The 25,763-nt window shown below is 75.7% G+C and carries 17 protein-coding genes and 1 pseudogene; 9 read left to right on the forward strand and 9 right to left on the reverse strand.

What is annotated here, in order from left to right; translation table 11 throughout:
* Positions 1–43: 43 nt before the first annotated feature.
* From IF01_RS0109845 to IF01_RS0109855, 3 genes are all read right to left on the reverse strand, one after another.
* Complete coding sequence (locus IF01_RS0109845; RefSeq protein ID WP_030392930.1) at positions 44–3,292, reverse strand: ATP-dependent helicase; 3,249 nt, start codon at positions 3,290–3,292, stop codon at positions 44–46.
* A gap of 115 nt (positions 3,293–3,407) precedes the next feature.
* Positions 3,408–6,932, reverse strand: a complete 3,525-nt coding sequence (locus IF01_RS0109850) for an ATP-dependent helicase (protein WP_078879824.1) — start codon at positions 6,930–6,932, stop codon at positions 3,408–3,410.
* A gap of 68 nt (positions 6,933–7,000) precedes the next feature.
* Positions 7,001–7,366 (reverse strand): MGMT family protein, encoded by a 366-nt coding sequence (locus tag IF01_RS0109855; protein ID WP_030392932.1) that lies wholly within the window; start codon positions 7,364–7,366, stop codon positions 7,001–7,003.
* A gap of 134 nt (positions 7,367–7,500) precedes the next feature.
* Between IF01_RS0109855 and IF01_RS0109860 the strand changes: the two genes are divergently transcribed.
* Positions 7,501–10,245, forward strand: a complete 2,745-nt coding sequence (locus IF01_RS0109860) for a lysylphosphatidylglycerol synthase transmembrane domain-containing protein (RefSeq protein WP_244215475.1) — start codon at positions 7,501–7,503, stop codon at positions 10,243–10,245.
* Between the two features lie 95 nt (positions 10,246–10,340).
* On the opposite strand, the gene moeZ is transcribed toward IF01_RS0109860, so the two are convergent.
* From moeZ to IF01_RS0109885, 5 genes are all read right to left on the reverse strand, one after another.
* Positions 10,341–11,519: an adenylyltransferase/sulfurtransferase MoeZ gene (moeZ, locus tag IF01_RS0109865; RefSeq protein ID WP_030392934.1), complete on the reverse strand. Its 1,179-nt coding sequence runs from the start codon at positions 11,517–11,519 to the stop codon at positions 10,341–10,343.
* Positions 11,520–11,801: 282 nt separating this feature from the next.
* Positions 11,802–12,803 (reverse strand): NAD-dependent epimerase/dehydratase family protein, encoded by a 1,002-nt coding sequence (locus IF01_RS0109870; protein ID WP_030392935.1) that lies wholly within the window; start codon positions 12,801–12,803, stop codon positions 11,802–11,804.
* A 123-nt stretch (positions 12,804–12,926) separates the two neighbouring features.
* Positions 12,927–14,054: a hypothetical protein gene (locus IF01_RS48150; RefSeq protein WP_051755058.1), complete on the reverse strand. Its 1,128-nt coding sequence runs from the start codon at positions 14,052–14,054 to the stop codon at positions 12,927–12,929.
* Positions 14,054–15,859, reverse strand: a complete 1,806-nt coding sequence (locus IF01_RS0109880) for a DUF3492 domain-containing protein (RefSeq protein ID WP_051755061.1) — start codon at positions 15,857–15,859, stop codon at positions 14,054–14,056. Before IF01_RS0109880 ends, IF01_RS48150 begins: the two co-directional genes overlap by 1 nt.
* Before the next feature lie 423 nt (positions 15,860–16,282).
* The gene (locus IF01_RS0109885) at positions 16,283–17,233 is read right to left on the reverse strand and encodes an alpha/beta fold hydrolase (RefSeq protein ID WP_030392938.1); all 951 of its coding nucleotides are present in this window, start codon (positions 17,231–17,233) and stop codon (positions 16,283–16,285) included.
* Between the two features lie 234 nt (positions 17,234–17,467).
* Here IF01_RS0109885 and IF01_RS0109890 point away from each other — a divergent pair, with 234 nt between their 5' ends.
* From IF01_RS0109890 to IF01_RS0109900, 3 genes are all read left to right on the forward strand, one after another.
* The gene (locus IF01_RS0109890) at positions 17,468–18,130 is read left to right on the forward strand and encodes a TetR/AcrR family transcriptional regulator (RefSeq protein ID WP_030392939.1); all 663 of its coding nucleotides are present in this window, start codon (positions 17,468–17,470) and stop codon (positions 18,128–18,130) included.
* Between the two features lie 131 nt (positions 18,131–18,261).
* Positions 18,262–18,489 carry a DUF3107 domain-containing protein gene (locus IF01_RS0109895; RefSeq protein ID WP_030392940.1) on the forward strand — a complete coding sequence of 76 codons (228 nt, stop codon included), beginning with the start codon at positions 18,262–18,264 and terminating at the stop codon, positions 18,487–18,489.
* Positions 18,490–18,691: 202 nt separating this feature from the next.
* On the forward strand, positions 18,692–19,039 hold the full coding sequence (locus tag IF01_RS0109900; RefSeq protein WP_030392941.1) for a hypothetical protein: 348 nt from the start codon (positions 18,692–18,694) through the stop codon (positions 19,037–19,039).
* Positions 19,040–19,081: 42 nt separating this feature from the next.
* On the opposite strand, the gene IF01_RS0109905 is transcribed toward IF01_RS0109900, so the two are convergent.
* Positions 19,082–19,813 (reverse strand): ferritin-like fold-containing protein, encoded by a 732-nt coding sequence (locus tag IF01_RS0109905; RefSeq protein ID WP_030392942.1) that lies wholly within the window; start codon positions 19,811–19,813, stop codon positions 19,082–19,084.
* A 655-nt stretch (positions 19,814–20,468) separates the two neighbouring features.
* Between IF01_RS0109905 and IF01_RS45365 the strand changes: the two are divergent.
* The 5 genes and pseudogenes from IF01_RS45365 to IF01_RS0109935 form a co-directional block, all read left to right on the forward strand.
* Positions 20,469–22,075, forward strand: a pseudogene (locus IF01_RS45365) (DEAD/DEAH box helicase); the annotation flags it as partial.
* Between the two features lie 182 nt (positions 22,076–22,257).
* Positions 22,258–23,166: an alpha/beta fold hydrolase gene (locus IF01_RS0109920; RefSeq protein ID WP_030392945.1), complete on the forward strand. Its 909-nt coding sequence runs from the start codon at positions 22,258–22,260 to the stop codon at positions 23,164–23,166.
* A gap of 447 nt (positions 23,167–23,613) precedes the next feature.
* On the forward strand, positions 23,614–23,760 hold the full coding sequence (locus IF01_RS48915) for a DUF8834 family protein (RefSeq protein ID WP_094745504.1): 147 nt from the start codon (positions 23,614–23,616) through the stop codon (positions 23,758–23,760).
* 376 nt (positions 23,761–24,136) lie between these two features.
* The gene (locus IF01_RS0109930) at positions 24,137–24,775 is read left to right on the forward strand and encodes a DUF6758 family protein (protein ID WP_063764179.1); all 639 of its coding nucleotides are present in this window, start codon (positions 24,137–24,139) and stop codon (positions 24,773–24,775) included.
* 119 nt (positions 24,776–24,894) lie between these two features.
* Positions 24,895–25,755: a PHP domain-containing protein gene (locus IF01_RS0109935; protein WP_030392947.1), complete on the forward strand. Its 861-nt coding sequence runs from the start codon at positions 24,895–24,897 to the stop codon at positions 25,753–25,755.
* The last annotated feature ends 8 nt before the right edge of the window (positions 25,756–25,763 follow it).

Here is a 25,763-nt window from a genome sequence, read left to right on the forward strand (position 1 = left end):
AGGTTTCGCCCGATGCCGTGATGACTTGAATGCTCTCTGTGACTCATTCTTCACTGTTCCCGATCAGGAGCCGTTCCAACTCTTTTCGGTCGGGAAGTCCTGCGGGTTGTTCGATCCGACCGCTCCGGACGTACAGGAACGAGGCCGTGACCTGCTCCAGTGGAACGCCGGCCTGTTCGGCCCACGCCAGTCGGTACACGGCGAGTTGGAGCGGGTCGGCGGTCTCCTCGCGGTGCGTCTTCCAGTCCACCACCTCGTAGCGTGACGCGCCGCCGATTTCTGACCCGTCGTCACCGTCACGGTAGACCGCGTCGATCCGGCCGCGCACCACCCGGCCCGCCAGCACCAGTTGGAACGGCGCCTCGACCCGCAGCGGCGCCCGGTCGGCGTACGGGGTGCGCAGGAACGCCTCCTTCAGCCGCTCCAGGTCCTGCTCGTCCTCGATGCCGTCGTCGTCGGCGCCGGGCAGCGCGCCCGGGCCGATCAGCATCAGCGGTTCGATCCGCGACTGCACCCAGGCGTGGAAGCGGGTGCCGCGCCGGGCGGCGGGCTGCGGCGGGCGGGGCATCGGCCGGGCGAGGTCGTGCGCGAAGCCGTCCGGGTCGGCGGCCAGCCGCAGCAGCTGGGTGGCGGAGAGCGAGGCCGGCAGCGGCACCTCCCGCACCCGGCCGCGGGAGCGCTCCAACTCGCCTATCAGCGCGGTGAGGTCGCGGTCCCAGGACTCGACCAGCCGGCGGTCCTCGGGCGCCATCGGCCCGGGGTCGGGGGCGGGCCGCCCGGCCAGGCGCTGGTGCACGACCTCGGCGACCCGGCGGCGGGCGTGCTGGGCGGCCGGGTCCAGCGGCAGCGGCCAGGGGCGTTCGACGGGCGCGGCGAGCGCCGGGTTCTCGGCGCCCTCCGCGGGCGGCTCGGCCCAGCGGTCGATCTCGCCGTTGCCGGGGAGTCCGGCGTGCTCGCGCAGCTGCTCCAGGAAGGCGGAGGGGCCGCGCGGGGTCTTCTGGCTGGGCCCCCACCAGTGGCCGGAGGCGAGCAGCAGGGCCCGGGGGCGGGTGAAGGCGACATAGCCGAGGCGCAGTTCCTCGGTGGCGGAGTGCTCGGCCAGCGCCGCCCTGAACTCCTTCATGGCCTTGGCGTTCCAGCCGCCCCGCACATCGGGCAGGGTGGCGGCGTCGCCGCGCAGGGCGTGCGGCAGCACCCGCTTGGCGCTGGTCCAGCGCTCGCGCGGGGACGAGGACGGGAAGGCGCCCTTGACCAGGCCGGGCACCGCGACGACGTCCCACTCCAGGCCCTTGGACTTGTGCGCGGTGAGGACCTTGACGGTGTCCTCGCCGCCGGGCAGGCCGGCGTCCAGGCCCCGGTCGTGCTCCTGGGCGGCGCGCAGGAAGCCGAGGAAGGCGGCCAGGCCCGGGTCGCCGTCGAGGTCGGAGAAGGAGGCGGCGACGTCGAGGAAGGCGTGCAGGGTCTCCCGGCGGCGGGCGGCGAGCGCGTGCGGGGAGGCGGCGAGTTCCACCTCCAGGCCCGTGACGGCGAGCACCCGGTGCAGCACGTCCATCAGCGGTTCGGCGAGCGAGCGGCGCAGCTCCCGCAGCTCGCGGGCGAGCCGGGCGAAGCGGATCCGGGCCTCGGCGGAGAACGCCGGGGCGTCCGGGTCCTCGGGCTCCTCGCCGTCGAGGAAGCTCTCCAGGGCGTCGGCGAGCGAGACCACCTCGGTGGGGTCGGTCTCGGCGACGGCGGCGGCGAGCGGCTCCACCCCCTCGGGACGGGCGGTGCGGACGAGTTCGGCGGCGCGCCGGCCGAGCAGCGCGAGGTCGCGCGGGCCGATCCGCCAGCGCGGGCCGATCAGCAGCCGGACCAGCGCGGCGTTGGCGGTCGGGTCCTGGAGCACCTCGCACACCGCGACCAGGTCGGCCACCTCGGGCAGGTGGAGCAGCCCGCCGAGGCCGACCACCTCGACCGGCACCTCGCGGGCGACCAGCGCGGCGTGCACGTCGGGGAAGGCCGCGCCGCCCCGGCACAGCACGGCGATCCGGCCGGGGGCGGTGCCTGTGCGCACCAGGTGGGCGATCTCGTCGGCGAGCCAGTCGATCTCCTCGGCGTGGGTGGGCAGCAGCGCGGCCCGCACCCGGCCGTCGAGTTCGGCCCCGGGGGCGGGGCGCAGCGCCTCGACGCCCTCGTGCATGGCGCGCAGCGGCGCGGCCAGCCCGTTGGCGAGGGCGAGCAGCCGGCCGCCGCTGCGGCGGTTCTCGCTGAGCGCGTACCGGTCGGCGGGGGTGCCGTCGGCGGCGGGGAAGTGGCGCGGGAAGTCGTCGAGGTTGGCGACGGAGGCGCCGCGCCAGCCGTAGATGGCCTGGCAGGGGTCGCCGACCGCGGTGACGGGGTGGCCTGGGGCGGTGCCGTCCGGGCCGGCGCCGAACAGGCCGGCCAGCATCAGCCGCTGGGCGACGGAGGTGTCCTGGTACTCGTCGAGCAGCACCACCCGGTACTGGTCCCGCAGCAGGGCGCCGACCTCCGGGCGCTGCTGGGCGAGCCGGGCGGCGGCGGCGATCTGGTCGCCGAAGTCCATCAGCCCGGCGGCGCTCTTGCGGCGCCGGTAGTCCTCGACCAGGCGCAGCAGTTCCAGCCGGGCCCGGGCGGTGGCGGGCACCGCCCGCAGGTCCTCGTTGCCGAGCCGGACGCCGACCAGGGCGTCGAGCAGGTCCTCGTCGTGGGCGCGCAGCCGCTCCGGCGTGACGAGGTGCTCGGCGAGTTCGCCGTCCAGCGCGGTGAGGTCGGCGACCAGGCCGGTGAAGGTGCCGGTGAGGGCGGGGAACGGGCCCCGGGCGGTGCGCAGCACCTTGGCGGCGAGCTGGAAGCGGGTGGCGTCGGCGAGCAGCCGGACGTCGGGCTCGATGCCGATGCGCAGGCCGTGCTCCTTGAGGAGGCGGCCGGCGAAGGCGTGGTAGGTGGAGATCTCGGGTTCGCCGAGGTCCTCGTCGGCGGGGCCGGCGAAGCGGCCGTCGTCCGCCGGGGGCTGCCCGACCCCGGCCTGGCGCAGGGCGGAGCGGACGCGCTCGGCGAGCTCGCCGGCGGCCTTGTTGGTGAAGGTGAGGCCGAGGACCTGCTCGGGGCGGACGGCACCGGAGCCGACCAGCCAGACGACCCGGGCGGCCATCACGGTGGTCTTGCCGGAGCCGGCGCCGGCCACGATGACGGCGGGCCGCAGCGGGGCGCCGATTGCCGCGATCTGCTCCCGGTTGAAGGGGATGCCCAGCAGCTCCTTGAGCTGTTCGGGATGGCTGAGCACGGCGGTCACCACGCAACGGTAACGGGGGCCGCCGACAGCCCGGGCCCCGCTGTGGCGACGGCCACGTGTTGCGAGGGCCACGCCGCGCGGCCGCCGCGCGGGTCGCGGGGGCGGAAGGACGGGCCTACTCGACCACCTGGACGCCCTCGCGCTGAGCGGAGCAGCTGCGCCGGAAGGTGCAGCGGTCGCAGCCTCCGCCGGTCTGCGGGACGAAGCGTTCGGCGAGGATCCGCCCGGCGGCGTCGGCGAGCAGGTTCTCGATCCACGGCTCGCCGTCGGGCGGGTCCTGCCGCTGCACCTTGGGCGCCTCGGGGACGGTCTTGTCGGGCTTGCGGAGCTGGACGAGTTCGGCGCCGCCGGACTCGGCGGCGCCGGCCGCGTCGAAGCCGGGCAGCCCGTTGAGCGCGCCGGAGCGGACGGCGAGCTGGTAGACGGCGAGCTGCTTGTGGTCGGGCAGGGACTTGTCGGTGGGCGTCTGCTTGCCGGTCTTGAAGTCGACCACGTAGGCGCGGCCGGCCTCGTCCTGCTCGACCCGGTCCATCGAGCCGCGGATCCGCACCTGGACGCCGCCGGCGTCGAGGGTGACGTCGAAGCCGTGCTCGGTGGCGACCACGTCGCGGCCGCGGGCCATCACGTGCCAGGTGAGGAAGCGCTCCAGGGCGTCGCGGGCCTCGGACTTCTCCTGCTGGGACTTCCACGGCGCGTCGAAGGCGAGCGCGTCCCACACGGTGTCCAGGCGTTCCATCAGGACGGCGAGGTCGGCGGGGGTGCGGCCGGAGCCGACCTCGTCGGCGAGGGCGTGCACCACGTTCCCGAAGCCCTGCGCGGCGGAGGAGGTGCCGCGGGCCTTGACCTCCTTGTCGAGGAACCACTGGAGCGAGCAGCTCTCCAGCTGTTCCAGGCCGCTGCCGGACAGCCGCACCGGCAGCGCGGCGTCGCGCAGCGGGGCGGGGGCGGCGGTGGCGTCGTCCAGGCCCCACCAGGCCTCGGGGCGGGCGGCCGGGACGAGCGGGCGGCCCTCCTCGTCGGTGGCGAGGGCGAGGGTGGCGAGCCGTTCGGCGGCGGCGCGGCGCAGCTCGGGCGAGCGGGTGGGGTCGACGGTGACCGCGCGCAGCTCGGCGACCAGCGCGGGCACGGCGAGCGGGCGGCGCGGGCGGTGGGTGACGTCCTCGACGGTGACGGCCGGGGTGCGGCGCAGCACCCGGCCGGTCCTGGGGTCGACGTCCTCGCGGTACAGCTCGCGCAGGAAGCGGGACGGCTGGTCGCCGTCGTCGGCGGGGGCCTTGACGGCGGTGACGACCAGCCGGTCCTTGGCCCGGGTGGCGGCGACGTAGAAGAGGCGGCGTTCCTCGGCGAGCAGGGCGGCGGGGGTGAGCGGCTCGGCGAGGCCGTCGCGGCCGATCCGGTCGGCCTCCAGCAGGGAGCCGCGGCGGCGCAGGTCGGGCCAGAGGCCGTCCTGGACGCCGGCCACGACGACGAGCCGCCACTCCAGGCCCTTGGCGCGGTGGGCGGTCATCAGCCGGACCGCCTCGGGGCGCACGGCCCGCACGGTGAGGGTGTCGGCCGCGATGTCCTGGGCCTCCAGCTCGGCGAGCAGGTCGAGGGCGCCGCGGTGGCCGGTGACCTGCTCCTCGGCGCGGGCGGCGGTCTCGAACAGGGCGCAGACGGCGTCGAGGTCCCGGTCGGCGTTGCGGCCGGCGGCGCCGCCGCGCAGGGCGGCGCGTTCCAGGCGTTCGCGCCAGCGGCGGGAGCCCTCCCAGAGCTGCCAGAGGGCGTCCTCGGCGGTGCAGCCGCCGGCGAGGGCCTCGCGGACCTTGCGCAGCAGACTGCCGAGGGCGTGGGCACGGCGGGCGTAGGGGGTGTCCAGCACGGCGAGGCGCTCGGGTTCGGCGAGGGCCTCGCGGAGCAGCTCGCCGGCCGGGCGGGGGACGGCGGCGGCCGGGACGGCGGCAGCAGGGGCGGCCGGGGCGTCCTCGCCGTCCTCCTCGGCGGCGGCGCGGGCCCGCTCGGCGTCCCGGGCCCGCTCGGCGGCCTCGGCGCGCAGCACGGCCCGCTCCTCCTCGCGCAGGGTGCGGCCCAGCCGGCGCAGGTCGGCGCCGTCCAGGCCGCCGAGCGGACCGGTGAGCAGGGCGTGCGCGAGTTCGGTGGTGAGCGGGTCGGGCGTGCCGGGGCCGGCCCCGCCGTCCTCGGCGTCCCGGTCGTCCTCGGCGTCGTCCCGGCGGTCGCGGACGGCCTGCTCGGCGCAGACCCGCAGCGCCAGCAGCAGCTGGGCGACGGCCGGCTCCTCGCGCAGCGGCAGGTCGTCGCCGTCGATCTCCAGCGGCACCCCGGCCGCGCCGAGCGCCCGCCGCACCCCGGGGATGGACCGGGCGCCGGCCCGGACCAGCACCGCCATCTCGCCCCACGGCACGCCGTCCTCCAGATGGGCCCGGCGCAGCAGGTCGGCGACCGAGTCCAGTTCGGCGCCGGGGGTCGGGTAGGTGCGGACCTCGACCCGGCCGCCCTCCCGGGCGGGCAGCGGGGACCGGTGCTGGGCGAGCTTGTCGCTGGGCAGCCGGCCCATCGGCATCCGCCGGGTGAGTTCGCGGGCGGCGGCGAGCAGCACGGCGCCCGAGCGGCGGGACACCCGCAGCACCTTGACCTCGGCGGGGCGGCCGTCGGCGTGCCGGAAGGTCTGCGGGAACTCCAGGATGCCGTTGATGTCGGCGCCGCGGAACGCGTAGATGGACTGGTCCGGGTCGCCGACGGCGACCAGCTCCCGCCCGCCGCCGGCCAGCCGCCGCAGCAGCCGGACCTGGGCCGGGTCGGTGTCCTGGTACTCGTCGACGAAGACCGCGTCGTAGCGCTCGCGCAGGCTCCGCTCGACCTCGGGGCGCTCGGCGAGCAGCACGGCGCGGTGCACCAGCTCGGCGTAGTCGAGGACGCCGCGCAGGTCGAGGACGTCGAGGTAGTCGGCGAGGAAGTGCGCGGCGGCGGCCCAGTCGGGGCGCCGCACGCCCTCGGCGAAACGGGCCAGCTCGTCCTCGCCCAGCCCGAGCTCACGGCTGCGGGCGAGGACGGCGCGGACCTCGTCGGCGAAACCGCGGGTGGTCAGGCAGGCCCGCAGGTCGAGCGGCCAGGCGATCCGGGAGCGGCCGCGCCGGGCGTCCTCGGCGCCGCCGGCGAGCAGCTCGCGGACCATGACGTCCTGCTCGGGGCCGGAGAGCAGCCGCAGCGGCTCGGCGTAGTCGGCCGGGTCCTGGTGGGCGCGGAGCAGGGCGTAGCAGAAGGAGTGGAAGGTGGTGGCCTGCGGGGCGGCGGCGCGGGCACCGGCGGCGGTGGCGGAGAGCCGTCCGGCCATCCGGTCGCGCAGCTCCACGGCGGCCTTGCGGCTGAAGGTGAGGACGAGGATCCGCTCGGGGTCGGTGCCGTTCTCGATCCGCCGGGCGACGGCCTCGACCAGGGTCGTGGTCTTGCCCGTGCCCGGTCCGGCGAGCACCAGCAGCGGACCGCCCGTGTGCTCGACCACGGCGCGCTGGTAGGCGTCGAGTTCGGGCGGTACGGGCGGTACGAGGGGGCTGCGCACCAGACGGTAGGGGGAGCTCACGGACGTCCTGGGGGTCGTGCTCGGCAACTGCGGGCGGGCCCCGTCGAGGGGCCCGTCGTACATCGAGCCTACGATCCTGCCCCGTCATTCCCGTCCGCGCACATGATTCCGGCCGATCCGGACCGTAGGCGCTACCTGTCGCCCAGTCCCTGGGCGCCGCCGTCCCAGCGGGCGCGCCGCAGGTCGACCCGGGGCGGGTCGGCGAGCTCGCGCAGCGGGGTGCCCTCGTCGCCGTAGTGGCCCAGGGCGCGGTGCTCGTGGCCGGGCAGCAGGCGGCCGTCGGCGCGGACCACCCGCCACCAGGGGACGGCGCCGCCGTACAGGGCCATCACCCGGCCGACCTGCCGGGGCCCGCCCTGGCCGAGGTACTCGGCGATGTCTCCGTAGGTCATCACCCGGCCGGGTGGAATCCGCTCGGTCAGGTCGAGCACGAGTTCGGCGAAGGGAGGCAGCTCACCGTGGCCGGCCTCGTCGGGGGCGTCCGTCACCTGCGGCATTCTTCCGCATCCGGCCGGACGGCGGGGGCCGTGCGAACGATCCGCCGCGCCCGATCCGGCCCCTGTCCAGCGCGGGGCGCCGAGGCATGCCACCATCTTCGGGGCGGTGAGTGGTGATACGAGGACAAGACCAGATGACCGGGACGGCTGACGTGGGTGTGGACGAGGGCTCCGACGAGTCCTCCGCCAGCATGCCCGCAGGTCGCGGCGGACAGCCCGCCGCCGCGCCGTCACCGGAAGTCTCCCTGATCAAGGAACGGACGATCAAGAGCCCCCAGCCGGCCGGCCCCGCGACCGGGGCGCCCGCCGCCGTACCCAGCCAACCGCCCGCGGCCGACCCCGGACCGGGCGCCGTGACCGACGGCACGGAAGCCCCGCAGCCCGGGCACGATCCGCTGGACGACACCCCGCACCTGGATGTCGACGAACCGCTGCTCGCCGCCCGCGCGCACCGCCCCTCGGACCTCATCCGCTTCCTGGCCGGCGTCTTCGGCATCGTCGCGGTGTTCGTGCTCGCCGGTGTGGCGACCTCGACCACCACCGGCATCGAGATCGACATCGCCGAGAACGCGCCCCGCTTCTCCCCGGTGCTGTCCACCATCACCGGCCTGGTCTCCAACGTCGCGGTGCTGGCCGTGCCGCTCGCCTTCGCGGTCGAGCGGCTGATCAAACGCGACGGGCTGCGGGTCGCCGACGGCGTGCTCGCCTCGGTCCTGGCCTACGGCGTCTCGCTGGGCATCGACTGGTGGGTGGCCGAGGGCGCCTCCGACCACATCCGGGACGCGCTGACCCGCTTCCCGCTGGACTCCGTCGGCACCCTCACCGACCCGGTGCACGGCTACCTCGCCCCGGTGATCGCCTATATGACCGCGGTCGGCATGTCGAGCAGACCGCGCTGGCGGGTCGCCCTGTGGGTGGTGGTCGTCTTCAGCGGCATCACCGAGCTGCTCGGCGGCTACACCACCCCGCTGTCCCTGCTGCTCACCGTGCTGATCGGCTGGTCCGTCGCCTACGGCACCCTCTACGCGATCGGCTCGCCGAACATCCGGCCCACCGGGCAGCACCTGATGATCGGCCTGCGCAAGGTCGGCTTCACCCCGGCCAGCGCCCACCGCGCCCCCGACGCCCCCGGCGGCACCCGCCGCTACCTGGTCGCCCAGCAGAGCGGCCCGCCGCTGGACGTCCACATCGTCGACCGCGAGCAGCAGGCCTCCGGCTTCTTCTACCGGGCCTGGCGCCGGCTGCGGCTGCGTTCGGTGGCCGTGCGGCGCAGCCCGCAGTCGCTGCGCCAGGCGCTGGAGCAGGAGGCGCTGATCGCGTACGCGGCCGCCGCCTCCGGGGCCCGCGCCCCGCAGCTGGTCGCCACCTCCGAGCTGGGCCCGGACGCCGCGATCCTGGTCTACGAGAACGTCGAGGGCCGCACCCTGGACGACCTCGCCGACGAGGAGGTGACCGACCGGGTGATGGCCTCGCTGTGGGAGTCGGTGGCCGCCCTGCACGAGCGCCGGATCGCCCACCGCCGGCTGACCGGCGAGTCGCTGCTGGTCGTCGACGGGAAGACGGCCTGCCTGGTCAACCTCTCCGGCGGCGACATCGCGGCCACCGACCTCACCCTGCGCATCGACGTCGCCCAGCTGCTCACCACCTTCGCGCTGCGGATCGGCCCGGAGCGCACGGTCGCCACCGCCAACGCGGTGCTCGGCGCCGAGCGGGTCGCCCAGGCGCTGCCGCTGCTCCAGCCGGTCGGGATGAGCCGCTCGACCAGGGTCGACCTGAAGAAGCTCGGCAAGGAGCGCAAGGCCGCCGCCCAGGCCAAGGCACTGGAGCAGGTCGCCGCCGGCGAGCGCACCCAGGAGCAGGCCGAGGAGGACATCGCGGTCGCCGGCGAGGACCTGCTCAGCCGGATCCGCGGCCAGATCCTGCAGATCGCGCCCGAGGCGCCGATGGAGCCGGCCAGGCTGGAGCGGCTCAAGCCGAAGACCCTGATCATGGTGATCGCGTTCGCGTTCGCCGCCTATCTGACGCTGACCACCGTCAAGCCGGCCCAGCTCAAGCTCTCCCAGATGGACTGGGCCTGGGCCGCGGTGGCGCTCGCCGCGGCGGGCTTCTCCTACGTGGCCGCGGCGATGAGCCTGACCGGCTTCGTCCCGGAGAAGCTGCCGTTCCGCCGGACCGTGGCCGCCCAGATCGCCGGCTCCTTCGTGAAGCTGGTCGCCCCGGCCGCGATCGGCGGCATCGCGCTGAACACCCGCTACCTGCAGAAGGCGGGCATCCGCTCCGGCCAGGCGGTCGCCTCGGTCGGCGCCTCCCAGCTGGCCGGCCTGACCGGGCACCTGCTGCTGCTGTTCAGCTTCGGTCTGATCACCGGCAGCCAGACCAACGGCGACCTCTCCGCCTCCCGCGCGGTGATCATCGGCGTGCTGAGCGCGGCCGTGCTGGCGCTGGTGGTGGCGGCGGTCGCCCCGCTGCGGCGGTTCGTGCTGAACCGGTTGCGCTCGCTGTTCTTCGGCGTGGTGCCGCGGATGCTCGACCTCATGCAGACGCCCAGCAAGCTGGTCACCGGCTTCGGCGGCATCCTGCTGCTGACCCTGTCGTTCACCGCCTGCCTGGACGCCTCGGTGCAGGCCTTCGGCGGCTCGATCTCCTTCTCGGCGGTCGCCGTGGTCTTCCTGACCGCCAACGCGGCCGGCTCCGCCATCCCCACCCCCGGCGGCATCGGCCCGGTCGAGGTCGCCCTGATCGGCGCGCTCACCGTCGCCGACGTGCCGGCCGCCGTCGCCACCCCGGCGGTCTTCCTCTACCGGGCGCTCACCTTCTGGCTGCCGGTGGTGCCCGGCTGGATCTCCTACAACGTGCTCCAGCGCAAGGGCGCGCTCTAGCGACCCGTTCCGGGCTCCTCGGGGAAGAGGCCCGGGAACACGGAAAGGGCCCGCCGGAGCGGGCCCTTCACGGTGGTCGGTGCGACGCGGTGCGATCAGTAGACCGGCTTGTGCGGCTCGATCTGGTTCACCCAGCCGAGCACGCCGCCGCCCAGGTGGACGGCGTTGGAGAAGCCCGCCGACTTCACCACGGCCAGCACCTCGGCCGAGCGGACGCCCGACTTGCAGTGCAGCACGATCTTCCTGTCCTGCGGCAGCTGCTCCAGCGCGTTGCCCATCAGGAACTCGTTCTTCGGGATCAGCACCGCGCCGGGGATGCTGACGATCTCGTACTCGCCGGGCTCGCGGACGTCGATCAGGAAGATGTCCTCCTTGTCGTCCTGCCACTGCTTGAGCTGCTTCGAGGTGATCGTCGAACCGGCGGCCGCGGCCTGCGCCTCCTCCGACACGACGCCGCAGAAGGCCTCGTAGTCGATGAGCTCGGTGACGGTCGGGTTCTCGCCGCAGAGCGCGCAGTTCGGGTCCTTGCGGACCTTCACCTGGCGGTAGTTCATCTCCAGGGCGTCGTAGATCATCAGTCGGCCGACCAGCGGGTCGCCGACCCCGGCCAGCAGCTTGATCGCCTCGGTGACCTGGATCGAGCCGATCGACGCGCACAGCACGCCCAGCACGCCGCCCTCGGCGCAGGAGGGGACCATGCCCGGCGGCGGCGCCTCCGGGTAGAGGCAGCGGTAGCAGGGGCCGTGCTCGGCCCAGAACACGCTCGCCTGGCCGTCGAAGCGGTAGATCGAGCCCCACACGTACGGCTTGCCGAGCAGCACCGCGGCGTCGTTCACCAGGTAGCGGGTGGCGAAGTTGTCGGTGCCGTCCACGATCAGGTCGTAGCCGGAGAAGATCTCCATGACATTGGAGTTGTCGAGGCGCTCGTCGTGCAGGATCACCTCGACGTACGGGTTGATCTCCTTGACCGAGTCCCGCGCCGACTCGCCCTTCGAGCGGCCGATGTCCGACTGGCCGTGGATGATCTGCCGCTGCAGGTTCGACTCGTCGACGACGTCGAACTCGACGATCCCCAGCGTTCCGACGCCGGCCGCGGCCAGGTACATCAGCGCGGGCGAGCCCAGACCGCCGGCGCCGACACACAGCACCTTGGCGTTCTTCAGCCGCTTCTGCCCGGCCATGCCCACGTCGGGGATGATCAGGTGGCGGGAGTACCTGCGGACCTCGTCGACGGTGAGCTCGTCGGCCGGCTCGACCAGGGGTGGCAGCGACACGGGTTCTCCGTTGCTCGTCGGTTCGGGTGGCCGGGGCCAACCTCTTGGGGCTTGTTGCGACGCCACCGCGGTGGCTCTGCTAGGCCAACAGTGTCACGCCGCCCCGGTATTCCGAGACAGCCCGTCCGAAGGACGAGACGGGCCGCACCGGATGGTGGGACCACGCAGCGGGCCCCGGAACGGTCGCCGCGGACCGTCCCGGGGCCCGGAAGCAGCGGGTTCCCGGTGCTGTCGCGGCCCGGACCGGTCCAGGCCGGTCCGGGCCGCGACGGAGGCGCCGGCTCAGACCCGGCAGGCCGTCTCCAGCCAGACGTCCCCCAGCGACTCCTCCAGCGGCACCTGTGTCCGCCAGCCGAGACGGTCCCTGGCGGTCCGCACATCGGCCTGCCGCCACGGCACCGGCTCCCCCGCGGGCGCCCGCCCCTCGCCCGGACGGGGCTCCGCCGGCCGGTGGCCGGGCAGGTGGTGCGCGGGCACGTGCCCCGGCACGTGCTCGACCGGACCGCCCGCCTGCGCGGGCAGGACGACCTGCCGGTTCTCCTCCACCACCGAGCCCTCGAAGCCGGACGCCCGGACCAGCAGCTGGGCCGCCTCCCGGGCCCGGACGGCATGCCCGCTGCCGATGTTGATCACCCCGGTCGCGGCCGAGACCGCGGCCGCCTGGATCGCCCGCGCGACATCCCTGACATCCACGAAATCCCGGTATCCGGACAGGTCCGGCATCCGCACCTGGGACTCCTCGCGCTCCAGCGCCCGCCGCAGCCCCTCCGCCAGCCGCCCGAACAGCGAGGCCGTCGGCGCCCCCGGCCCGACCACGTCGAACACCCGCAGCACCGCGGCGTCCAGCCCGGAGGCCAGCACCAGCTCCGTCCCGGCCAGCTTCGACACCCCGTACGGGCCCACCGGCCGGGGCTCGGCGCTCTCCGACACCGGCACCCCGCCCGGGACCGGCCCGTACTCGGCCGCCGAACCCACGTGCACCAGCCTGGCCGGCTCCCGGCTGCGCCGGATCCCCTCGCAGACGGTCGCCACGGCGAGCGTGTTGGCCCGGATCAGCGTGCGCGAGCTGCCGTAGGTGGCACCCGCGCAGTTGATCACCACCTGCGGCGCGACCGCGTCCAGGAACCGGGCCAGCGCCCCCGGACTGCCGGTGGTCAGGTCGAAACGGATGTCGGCGGAGTCACGCCGGCCGAGTACCGTCACCTGCAGTTCCGGATCCACGAGCAGGCGATCGGTGACCCGACGGCCGATGAAGCCGTCGGCGCCCAGCAGCAGCACCCTCATCGGGGGGCGTCCTTCCACGAAGCCAGACCGGGCACGGTCTGGCGGGTCCGAGTGAACAACGGGAAAGCGGGAGTTCGAGGGGTGGTCCGACCACCCCTGGGCGCCGTCCGGGCCGGCCGGCGGTCAGCGGTGCGCATCGGGACGGCCCAGCACCGGCCACGCGTACAGCAGCAGGGCCAGTGCCACCGCGCCGCCGCCGAGCAGCCCGGCGGACGGCGCGGGCGGCGCCGCCGTGCCCGCCGCCCCGGCCAGCGCGCCCAGCGCGGCCGCACCGGGACGGCCGCAGCGCGCCAGCAGCACGGGCAGCACCAGCAGCAGGCCGAGCAGGCCCTGCGCCGCCCACTGCCAGGGCTCGGCGCGCTCGGCCGCCAGGTGCAGCAGCCCGCCGCCGTGCGCCGGGCCCGGGCGCGGCGCGAGCGCGGTCAGCACGGCCAGCGCCGCGAAACTCAGCACGGCCAGCACCGCCAGGTGCAGCGCCAGCGCCACCGGGAGCACCGGCCGCATCCGGGACCTGAACTCGGCCAGCGTCGCCGCCGCCCCCAGGTGCCCCCGGCCGACATGCCGGTACCACCGGGCCGCCCACTCCGCGGACCCGGTGGACAGCGCCGCCGCCAGCACCAGCGCGGCCGTCACCCGCCGCTCCTCCGGCCCGTCGGCCGCGACGGCCAGCGGCACCAGCAGCAGGGCGGCCAGTCCGGCCCCCCGCAGGGCCGGGTCCCACCAGCGGCGGGCCCCGGCGGGCGGGGTCGGCGCGCAGGGCGCGACCGGGCCCAGCTCCGCCTCCGGCCCCTCCCCGGGCCCCGGCCCGGCCCACGGCGCGGCCGCCGCACCGCCCGCTCCGGTGCTCCCGGCGGCGGCCGGGACCAGGACGAGCGGAACGGCCGCCACCAGCAGGACGGGTCGGCCCGCGCCGAGCGCGGCCGCCGCCGCGCACGGGAGCACGGCCAGCCCCGCCGTGCGCAGCGCCGCCCCGCGCCGAGCGCGGCCGCCCCCGGCGGGCCCGGCCGGCTCCGCCGAGGGCGGCCGGCGCGGCACCCGGGCGTACAGCTCCTCGGCGAGCGAGAACAGGTCGGCGTGCCGGCACCGGGCGGCGGCGGCCGGTCCCAGCCCGGCCTCCGCCAGCCCGGCGGCGATCTCCAGCGGGTCCACGGCCCGTTCGCAGAGCACCCGGTGCTCGGCCATCACCTCCCGGACCGGGTCACCGGACCCGTTCGCGAGCCCGACGGCCGCCGCTCCCCCGCCGGCCGCCATCAGACCGCCTCCGCGAAGGACCCGGCCCGGTCCGGCGCCTCGCCGGCCGCCGGCAGCCGCCCCCGCGACAGCGCCACCAGGGCACCGGCCCCGTCCGCCCGGTCGGCGGTGCCGCCGTCGTCGGTGCTGCCGCTGCCCGCATTGCCGGTACCGGTGCCGGTGCCGTCGGCCGTCACCGGGTCGCTCGGGACCGGGTCGCTCGGGACCGGGTCTCCCGGCACGGGGGCGGCAGCGGCCTCCGGCGGCTCGGTGTGCCGACGGTCGGTGATCCAGTACTCGGCGGGCCGGGCGAACGGCCGGGGCCGCGGGCCGGCACCGGCGTCGGGCGCGGCCGCCGGGAAGGCCGGCCACTGCGAGACCAGCTCCAGGTAGATCTCCCGGAAGGCGCCGGTCACCGGCTCCACGGCGAAGCGTTCCTGCGCCCGCAGGCGGCCGGCCAGCCCGAGCCGGGCCCGGCGCTCGTCGTCGCGCAGCAGGGCGAGGCAGGCTCCGGCCAGCGCCTGCGGGTCGCGCGGCGGCACCAGCAGCCCGGTCGGGCCGACCACCTCGCGGGCCACCCCGACATCGGTGCTGACCACCGCGCGGCCGCTCAGCATCGCGTCGGCCAGCAGGCGGGGGCGGCGCTGGGAGAGGGCGGAGAAGACCACGACGGTGCCGTCCGCCCAGGCGTCGGCGGCCGAACGGGGCCGCCCGGCGAACTCGACCGCGTCGGCCACCCCGAGCCGTTCGGCGACGGCCGCGCAGTGCGCCCGGTAGCCGGGGACGGCCTCCTCCCCGTGCAGGACCAGCCGCGCGGCGGGCAGTTCGGCCCGGACCCGGGCGAAGGCGTGCAGCGCGAGTTCGGGGTCGCGGCCCGGCTCCAGGGCGCCGGCCCAGACCAGGGTGGGGGCGTCCGGTTCGGGACCGGCCGCGGGCCGCTCCACGGCCGGGGTGCCCTCGTACACGACCCGGGTGCGCGCCGGATCGGCCCCGCAGTGGCGCTGCCACTGCTGGTCGTGGGCGCTGCCCGGGGTCAGTATCGCGGCCTGCCGGTAGGTCTCCTCGGTGAGCGCCCGGAAGAAGGCGAGCAGCAGGGCCCGGACCGGCCAGCGGTAGGGGGCCTCGCGGTAGCCGAGGTACTGCTCGCGCAGGTGCAGTCCGTGCTCGGTGACCACGAACGGCACGCCGTGCAGTTGCTTGGCGACCAGCGCGGGCAGCGCGGCCGGGCCGCCGCCGACGACATGGCAGAGGTCGGCGGCGCCGAGGCCGCCGGGCGCGGTGCCGTACCAGGGCGCGGAGAGCGGCCGCAGGCACTGTTCGAGCAGGTCGGCGGCGACCAGGACGTCGCAGACCAGCGGCTGCCCGGCGGAGGTGTCGGCGCCGGGCGAGCGCCAGACCCGCTCCAGGACGCGGCGGGCCCGGTCGGAGACCAGGAAGGCGGGCAGCGCGCCGTCGGCGCGGGCGAGTTCGGCGAGCCGGTAGAGGCCGGGGCCGAAGCCGGATCGCTCGCCGGGGCGCAGCAGGGCCCGGACCAGCCGGTCGTAGGCGGCGGCGTACTGGCGGCCGCGCAGGGCGCCGGGCGCGCGGCCGGCCGGGCGGCGCCCCCAGAGGGCGAGTTCGTGGACCGCGGGCCGGGCCGCGTCCTCCGCGTCCGCTCCGGCGTCCGTCGGGGAGGTCCCTCCGGTTCCGGCCGTCCCGGCCGTCCCGGCGAGGACGTACCACGCGAAGTCGTGCTCGCGCAGGCCGTCCACCAGCCGGTCGCACCAGCCGCCGGCGCCACGCGGGGAGCGCGGGCGCACACCCTCGGTGAGCAGTGCTACGCGCACGGGAGACCTCCAGGACAGAACGGGATCGACGGATGGCCGGGCCGAGCGGGCGGTGCCGGCCGCGCGGGCCGGTCGGCGCCCGGCCGCCCCACGGCGACGCGTGCGGCGCGTACGACGTGGGGGCGGCCCGGGGCGGAGGAGGCGTTCCGCCGCAGACACGGCGGCCCGGACCGGTGGCCGCCGTCGGCCGCCACCGGCCGTCGGCGTCCCTCGCGCGGCCGCCCTCCGGGTTCTCCGGCGGCCGCAGCTCCCCCACACCTGTTCGGTCCGACAGCAGAAAGGTAGGACCGGCCCGGGGCAATCCATCGGTCACATGCCTGGTTGCCACCTGAACGAGTGAACCGGAGTGACCTCTTCCCGATCATGGCGTTAACGGCGGCCCCTCACGGGGTATCCCCCGCCCCACCACGACGGGGGCGGGCGTCAGGCCCGGCCCAGCAGCTCCTTCACCGCCCTGGCGACGGCGTCGGGGTGCTCCATCATCGCGACGTGCCCGGAGTCCGGCAGCACCAGCAGCCGGGAGTCCGCGAAGGCCGCGCAGGCCCGGCGGGCGGAGCGGTAGGAGACGAGCTTGTCCCGCAGCCCGTACACCAGCAGCACCGGCACGGTCACCCGGGCCGCCTGCCGCCACAGCGCCTGCTCGCCGCGCTCGGTGTAGGCGGAGACGATCCCGCGCGCCGAGCCCACCAGCGCCCCCGCCGCCCAGGGCAGCTCGGTCCGCCGCCGGTACTGGGCCACCGCCTCGGCCCGCTCGGCCGGGCTCAGGCTGTCCGGGTCGCCGTAGACGAGCCGGAGCAGCCCGTCGGCGGCCCGCTCGGGCTCGCGCGCACCGGTCGGCAGCCGGCGCAGCAGCGCGGGGACGCCGGGGACGGCGAGCATCGCGGTCGGCCAGGCGGAGCGCTGCGGGGGCAGTTCGGGCAGGGCGGGCGAGACCAGGGTCAGGCTGCGGACCAGGTCGGGGCGGAGCGCCGCGAGCCGGACGGAGACCGCTCCGCCGAGCGAGTTGCCGAAGAGGTGGACCGGTCCCCGGCCGGCGGCCTCCAGATAGCCGACGACGGCCCGGACGTGGCCGGAGAGGCCGAGGTCGCCGTCGGCGGGCGGGGCGGATTCGCCGAAGCCGGGGAGGTCCACGGCCTCGCCGTCCAGCTCTCCGCCGAGCCGGGCCATCAGCGCGTTCCAGTTGGCGGCGGAGCCCCCGAGCCCGTGCACGAACAGCGCCGGGGCCCGTCCGCCGCCCGGTCCGGGAGCGGTCGGAACGGCGCCGGGGCCGGTCGCCGGCCGGTGCACGGCGAGCACCGCTCCGGGCACCTCGACGGTCCGGAAGGGCTCCGGGGAGACCGGTTCCGGGAGTATCTGCTGCTCAGCACCGCTCATGGTGGACGATGGTAGTGAGCCGGTGCCGTCGCGGCCCCCCGAAGGCGCGGGGCCGGAAGGTCTCCCCATTCACCGGTCCACAGCACTGCCGACGGCCGTGGTGCGCGCCGTATTGTGGGCTCCTGACAAGGGGGACGGCCGCTTTTCTCGCGCCTGGCAAGCGCGAACGCGGTTACCCGAAAGTAGAATCGGCCATCTTGCCGACCCCGTACGACCCGTGAAGTGAGGAGCGCCGTGACGGCCATCCAGGAGGCGCAGGAGCGCCCGCGCGGTGCCCGCCTGCCGCGAAGCGCCCGCCGTGAACAACTGCTCGGTGCCGCCCAGGAGGTGTTCGTCGCGCAGGGTTACCACGCGGCCGCCATGGACGACATCGCCGATCGTGCCGGGGTGAGCAAGCCGGTCCTCTACCAGCACTTCCCCGGGAAGCTGGAGCTCTACCTGGCGCTGCTGGACAAGCACTGCGACGCCCTGGTCGACTCGACCCGCGAGGCGCTGGAGACCACCACCGACAACAAGCTCCGGGTGGCGGCGACGATGGAGGCGTACTTCAACTACGTCTCCAGCGAGTCCGGCGCGTTCCGGCTGGTCTTCGAGTCGGACCTGACCAACGAGCCGGCCGTGCGCGAGCGCGTCGAGCGGGCCGCCGAGGCCAGTGCGACGCTGGTCAGCACGGTGATCCAGGAGGACACCGACCTCCCGGAGGCGGAGTCCAAGCTGCTCGCCGCGGGCGTCTGCGGCCTGGCCCAGATCACCGCCCGGTACTGGCTGTCGCAGGGGCTGGAGATCCCCCGCGACGAAGCGGTCCGACTGGTCGCCAGCCTGGCCTGGCGCGGGCTCAAGGGCTTCCCGATGCACCCGCACGCGGAGTCCGCGGACGGGTCCTCCGCCGACCGGTGATCCACTGACCTTCGTCTGGGCACCGATCCGGTGCTCTATGGTGAAGCCGTACGGCGCGGTAGACGTGAACGCTTGTCCCAGGCGGTCCGGTGCCGCGCGTGGATGGCTGCAACCCCGGAGGGACGGAAGCCGTGGAGGTCAAGATCGGCGTGCAGAACGCGCCGCGCGAGATCGTGATCGAGAGCTCGCAGACTGCCGAGGAGATCCAGAACGCGATCGCCAAGGCGCTGGAGGGCACCGAGAAGCTCTTCACCCTGGCCGACGAGCACGGGCGTCGCGTCATCGTCCCGGCGGACCGCCTGGCGTACGTGGAGATCGGCGAGCCGGCCGTGCGCAAGGTCGGCTTCGGCACGCTCTGAGCCCGACGGGCCTCGCCCGGTGCCCCGCTCCCTCGGTCGAGGGGGCGGGGCACCGTCGTTCCCGGGGCCTGTTCCCCGGGCGGACTCCCGGGCTTCGCTCCCGGGGCGGGCGGTGCGCACGGGGTGTACGGACCGGAAGCCCGGGGTACGGCGACAGTGCGGCCGACCGCGCGCCGCGCACCGGTACCCCGGGGAGGCATCCTTGCTGGTCGAGACCGTCGCCTTCGCCCTCGTCGGCCTGATCGTCGGCGCGGCCGCACTGCTGTCGCTGCCCGCGTACTTCCCGGCCGGCCGGGCCCTGACCATGGGCACCGCCCTCGGGTCTGCGCTGCTGACCGGGGTGATCGCGCACTTCACCATGGACGGCCGGTACCCGGCGGCGAGCATCGCGATCTCGGCGGTGGCCTCGGCCCTGCTCACCTCGGTCCTGGCCCGGCCGGACCTCGCCGCCGGGCGGGCCCCGGCACACCGGCACCGCCAGCACCGGACCGGCGGGCACCGGTCGGGCGGGCCCCGCGCGGGCGCGCACCGGCGCCACCGGCCCGCCTGAGCGCCCGGGGCGGGCCGGGCGGGCCGGGGCCGGGAGCCGCGGTCAGGAGGCCAGGCCCAGGGCGGCCATCCGCCGGGTGTGCGCCTCGGTGATCCGGTTGAACATCTTGCCGACCTCGACCAGGTCGAAGCCCTGCACCTGGACGCCGCCGACCAGCAGGTTGGACAGCGCGTCCCGCTCCGCGACCACCCGCTGGGCCTGGCTGAGCGCCTCGCCCATCAGCCGCCGGCCCCACAGGGCGAGCCGGCCGCCGGACCGCGGGTCGGCCTCGATGGCCTGCCGGACCTTGTCGACGGCGAACTGCGCGTGGCCGGTGTCGGACATCACGCCGAGGACGAGATCACGGGTGTCGTCGTCCAGCCGGACGGCCACCTCGCGGTAGAAGTCGGTCGCGATGGCATCGCCGACGTAGGCCTTGACCAGGCCCTCCAGCCAGTCCGAGGGCGCGGTCATCCGGTGGAACAGCTCCAGCGGCTCGACGAAGGGGCGCATCGCCTCCTCCGGCTCGGCACCGATCTCGGCGAGCCGGTCGTGCAGCCGCTGGTAGTGCTGGAACTCGGCGGAGGCCATCCGGGCCAGCTCCGCCTTGTCCGCGAGGCCGGGCGCGAGCTTGGCGTCCTCGGCGAGCCGCTCGAAGGCGCTCAGCTCGCCGTACGCGAGGGCGCCGAGCAGGTCCAGTACGGCGGCCCGGTAGGCGGGTTCGGCCGAGCAGGTCGCCCAGTCGCCGATCGAGCCGGCCGCCACGTCGTCCTGCGTCTCACCACGGTTCTCCATGACCCGCACCTTAGTCCCGGTCCGTCCCCGGGCACCTCACCCACCTCTCCGACCTGCGATGTCGCCCGCGTCACGTGTTCGAGTCGTCGGGTGACTGTATGGTGGTACGGAGGCCCGTCGTGCTCGCACGGTGTCACCGCCGTCTCGGTGTGCCGAGCGAGCCCGCTCCGAAACGCCGCCGTCCCCCTGGACGGGTCGTACGGAAGCCGGGAACTCAACGTACGCGGATGCCCGGTCGGAGAGCCGATCGGCTCCGACCAGGGCTTGGACTTCAAGCCTTGGCACCGCATCAGTGGCCGAGCGAGGGCCGCCGAGACCGCGCCAGTCGGCGCAGGTCCCGCGCAGGTCCCTCACGGGAATCCTCCCCGACGCCGCCGGCGACGCGCCCCTTCACCGGGCCGCGCGCACCGGCCGGCCGCAGGGACCGGCGCGGTTGTGCGTCCGCGCAGCTGTATTCGAGGCCGTCCAGGCCTGTACACAGCCGCGCGGGCTGCCCGCCCGCCGCTCGCTCTCGGCCCCTCCACACGGAAGAGGCAGCACCCTGTCCACCACCGCTGAACCCATGAAGACGACCTTCCGGGACCTGGGGATCCTCCCGGAGACCGCCGAGGCCCTCGAGTCCGTCGGCATCGTCCACCCCTTCCCCATCCAGGAGATGACCCTCCCGGTCGCGCTGACCGGCCACGACGTCATCGGCCAGGCCAAGACCGGCACCGGCAAGACGCTCGGTTTCGGCCTGCCGCTGATCGAGCGGGTCGTCGTGCGCGCCGACGTCGACGCCGGCCGCGCCACCGAGGAGCAGCTCACCGAGTCCCCGCAGGCACTGATCGTGGTGCCGACCCGCGAGCTGTGCACCCAGGTCACCAACGACCTGCAGACCGCCGGCAAGGTCCGCGACGTCCGCGTGCTCGCCGTCTACGGCGGCCGTGCCTACGAGCCGCAGGTCGAGGCTCTGCGCAAGGGCGTCGACATCGTCGTCGGCACCCCGGGCCGTCTGCTCGACCTGGCCGGCCAGAAGAAGCTGGACCTCTCCAGGGTCCGCTCGCTGGTCCTGGACGAGGCCGACGAGATGCTCGACCTCGGCTTCCTGCCGGACGTCGAGAAGATCATCACCATGCTGCCGGCGAAGCGGCAGACCCTGCTGTTCTCGGCGACCATGCCGGGCCAGGTCATCAGCCTCGCCCGCCGCTACATGAGCCAGCCGACCCACATCCGAGCCGCCGCGCCGGACGACACCGGCACCACCGTCGCCAACACCGAGCAGCACATCTTCCGTGCGCACTCGCTGGACAAGGTGGAGATGGTCTCGCGCATCCTGCAGGCCGACGGCCGCGGGCTGGCGATGATCTTCTGCCGGACCAAGCGGACCGCCGCCGATGTCGCCGACCAGCTCACCCAGCGCGGCTTCGCGGCCGGCGCCGTGCACGGCGACCTCGGGCAGGGCGCCCGCGAGCAGGCCCTGCGGGCGTTCCGCAACGGCAAGGTCGACGTGCTGGTCTGCACCGACGTCGCGGCCCGCGGCATCGACGTCGAGGGCGTCACGCACGTGATCAACTACCAGTGCCCGGAGGACGAGAAGACCTACCTGCACCGGATCGGCCGCACCGGCCGGGCCGGCGCCTCGGGCACCGCGGTCACCCTGGTCGACTGGGACGACATCCCGCGCTGGCAGCTGATCAACAAGGCGCTGGAGCTGTCGTTCAACGAGCCGGAGGAGACCTACTCCACCTCGCCGCACCTCTACGAGCTGCTCAAGATCGCCCCGGGCACCAAGGGCATCCTGCCCCGCTCGGAGCGGACCCGGGCCGGGCTCGGCGCGGAGGAGGTCGAGGACCTCGGCGAGACCGGCGGGCGCGGTTCGCGCTCCGGCGGACGGGGCGCCCGACGGCGGCGCCCGCCGCGCCGCAGGCCCCGGCCGTCGAGGGCACCGAGGACGGCGCCGCCCCGCGCCGCCGTCGCCGCCGCTCGCGCGGTGCGGCGTCCGGCGAGGGCACGGCCACCGAGGCCGCCGCCGTGGTCGCGGAGGCCGCCGAGGTCGCGCCGGCCACCGCCGCTCCGGTCGTCGCCGAGGCCGCCGAGGCCCCGGCCGCCGAGGAGAAGCCGAAGCGCACCCGGACCCGCTCGCGGGCCAAGGCCGCGGCTCCGGCCGAGGCCGCCACCGAGGCGGTCACCGTCGCGGCTCCCGCCGAGGGTGCCGCCGACGGCGAGGCCCCGGCCCCGCGCCGCCGTACCCGGGCCCGCCGTCCGGCCGCCGCCGAGGCGACCCCGGAGAGCTGATCCGCGTTCCCCGAAGGGGCGGTCCGGACCTCCGGACCGCCCCTTCGGCGTTCCGCGAGCGACCCGGGAACCGCACGGCGGTGGCACGACGGGCCCGGGAGCGACCGGCCGGACGCCCCTATGCTCGGGTTACCCACGAGTTCGCACCGGTCGCCGGAGGTCCGTCCATGAGCACGCCGCCGTTCCTCACCCTCCCGCCCTCGGCCCGTGCGCTGCGGGTGGTGACGGCGCGCGGGCAGTTCGCGGCGCTGCGGGCCGAGCCCGCCGGGGCGGTGCGGGGCTCGGCCCTGCTGGTGCCCGGCTTCACTGGCAGCAAGGAGGACTTCATCGCGCTGCTGGAGCCGCTGGCCGCGGCCGGCTACCGGGTGACCGCGGTCGACCAGCGCGGCCAGTACGAGACCGGCGGGCCGCACGACGATCCGGCCGCCTACGCGGTGGCCGCCCTGGGCGCGGACGTCCGGGCCCTGACCGCGGCCCTGGCGGCCGAGGGCGGCACCGGCCCGCTGCACCTGCTGGGCCACTCCTTCGGCGGCCAGGTGGTCCGCGAGGCCGTCCTGGCCGCGGCGGCCGGGGCGGCGGCTCCCGGCGGCGCGCCGCTGCCGTGGGCCTCGCTGACGCTGATGTCCACCGGCCCCGGCGCGATCGACCCGGCCGAGGCGGAGCGGACCGGGCTGCTGGTCGAGGTCCTGCCCACGATGGGCCTGGAGGAGATCTGGCAGGTGATGCAGCAGATGGAGAAGGCCGACGGGGAGCGGGCGCGCCGCCTGCCGTCCCCCGAGGTGGCCGCGTTCCTGCACCGCCGCTGGCTGGCGAACGTGCCGCAGGCGCTGATCACCACCGGCGGCCACCTGGTCGCCGCGCCGGACCGGGTGGCCGAGCTGGCCGCCGCGGTCGCCGCCGGGCTGCCCGCCCTGGTGGTCTCCGGCGTCCACGACTACGCCTGGCCCGTCCCGGAGCAGACCGCGATGGCGGAGCGGCTGGGGGCCCGCCGGGTGGTCGTCGCGGACGCCGGGCACTCCCCCAACGCCGAGCAGCCGGCGGCCACCGCCGAGGCGCTGCTGGCGCACTGGGTCTGACCCCGCCCGGCCCCGGCCGCCGCGGCTACCGCCGCCCACCGCCCCGTACCGCCGCCCGCCCGGCTCCCACCGGCTCCGGAGCACCCCTCACCGCCCCGGAGCGGGACCCCGATCAACCGGCCGCCGCGGCCCCCTGGTACAAGGGGGCGACAAAATTCGTTAGTTGCGGTAATATTTGATTCAGTCCTGGAAACATCGTCGACAGTGACGTCGGCACATGGTCGACGCGATCCATCCGAAACCAGGACGTTACGGACGGGCAATGGCCCGGTAGCAGCGCCACCGCAGTGTGGTTCACGAGGGCCATCGGCGCCCTTGGCAATCAGGGGGGAGCCCTCTTTGCCGCGACAGCAGCCGGTCGACGACTCGACCCGACAGACCCCGAAAGGGCTGATACCCACTCAGCCACGACCGCCCCGCGCCGCGGGGCCAGGAAAGGAAACGCCCATGCGCTTCGAGATCCTCCGACTGGACGACGCCCACGGCACCGCCACCGACCGCGTGATCGCCGACGCCGAGACCGTCCGCGAGCTCGTCCAGGCCGCCGCCCGCACCGGCGAACGCCTGCTCATCCGTCCGTGCCCGGCCGTCTGACCGGGCCGGCCGCCGCGGAGTCCCCGGACTCCGCCGCCGCCGGGCCCGACGCGTCCGATCCGGACGTTCCCATACCCGACTGACGCCCCGTCATCGCCGCAGCGAGCACGGGGCGTCAGCGCTTTCGGGCCCTCCCGCTCCGGACCCCTGACGCGAACACCGGTCGAACACGGCTCGAACTCCGTCGGGGCGCACCCCGGCGCACACCCCCGACGTTTGCCGCCGCCCCCCGCTGGACATTTCCCAACGGGAGCCGCCCGCACCGCGCCCACCCCGCGCCGGACGGGCACCCGCCACCGACAGGTGCCGCCGAGCCGCCCTCCGTACGGGTGATCGTCCTTGACGCGGCGGCCCGGAGGGAGGAGCGTTGTCGGCTATGAGGGGCGAGCCAAGCTGCCCGAGGTGCGCCGGTCGGGTCCGCGCTCCCGGTCTGTTCTCAGACACCTGGCAGTGCGACCGGCACGGCGCCGTGCACCCGATGCAGCCGGTACTGCCCCCGAGCATCGAGGCACTCGGCGTCGCCGTCGCCCGTTCCCAGGTCCCCGTCTGGCTGCCCTGGCCGCTCCCGGTCGGCTGGCTCTACACCGGCATCGCGCACGTCGGCGACGACATCTCGGGCGCCCGGGCCACCGCCGTCGCCTGCTCGGGACCGGCCCCGCTCGGCGGCTTCGGCGAACTCGTGCTGGTGGCCGAGGAACTCGGCGTGGGCCTCGGTGCCCGGTACGCCGGACTGTCCGGCCCCGACCCGGGCGAGTCGGTGGCCCTCTACAAGCCCGCCGACGCCAAGCTGATGGCGGCCGGCCGACCGACCCCGATGTTCCATGTGCCGGACGCCCCGGCCGACCGCGCGGTGTTCGTCGGCGAGGCCCGCGGGCTCTGGCTCTGGGCCGTCGCCTGGCCCGAGCAGTCGGCGCTGGTGATGTACGACGAACTGGTCCTGACGGACCTGCGGGAGGCCGGCGCGGAGCTGGACCTGCTGCCCTGCGGCGCCCTGTCGCCGCACCTGCTCGGCTGACGCCCCGTCCGTCGCCGGGAGGCCGGCCGCCGCCGCACTATCCTGGGCGGCACCCCGCCGGCCCGCCGCGCCGGCCCCCAGCGCCGGCCCGCGCCGCGCCGACTCCGAGGAGCACGCCCGTGCGCATCGACCTCCACGCCCACAGCAATGCCTCCGACGGCACCGACACCCCGGCCGAACTGGTCGCGGCGGCCGTCGGGGCCGGGCTGGACGTGGTGGCGCTGACCGACCACGACACGGTGGCCGGCCACACCGAGGCGGCCGACGCGGTGCACGCGCTGCCCGCCGGCACCCGGCTGACGCTCGTCCCGGGCGCGGAACTCTCCTGCGTGGCCGGCGACATCTCGATGCACCTGCTGGCCTACCTCTTCGACCCGGCCGAGCCCGCCTTCGCGGCGGAGCGCGAGCTGGTGCGCACCGACCGGTTCCGCCGGGGGCGGGCGATCGTCGAGCGGTGCCGCGAACTGGGCGCGGACATCAGCTGGGACCAGGTGCGGCGGATCGCCGGGGACGGCTCGGTGGGCCGTCCGCACATCGCCAGCGCGCTGGTCGAGGCGGGCGTGGTGGCCTCGGTGTCGGACGCGTTCACCGCGGACTGGCTGGCCAACGGCGGGCGGGCGGACGTCCGCAAGCACGAGACCGACCCGGTCACGGCGGTCCGGCTGGTCCGGGCGGCCGGCGGGGTGCCGGTCTTCGCCCACCCGGGCGCGGTGAAGCGCGGACGGACCGTCTCCGACCAGGTGATCGCCGACCTCGCGGCCGCCGGTCTGGCCGCGCTGGAGGTCGACCACATCGACCACGACGAGCCGACCCGGGCCCATCTGCGCGGCCTCGCCGCCGAGTTGGGGCTGCTCACCACCGGCTCCAGCGACTACCACGGCAGCCGCAAGACGGTCCGGCTGGGCGAGCACACCACCGACCCCCAGGTGTACGAGGCGCTCGTGGAGCAGGCGACCGGCGCCAAGCCGATCGGCGGCTGAGCCCGGGG

The organism is Kitasatospora purpeofusca (genome assembly GCF_000718025.1).
Classification (GTDB): Bacteria; Actinomycetota; Actinomycetes; order Streptomycetales; family Streptomycetaceae; genus Kitasatospora; species Kitasatospora purpeofusca.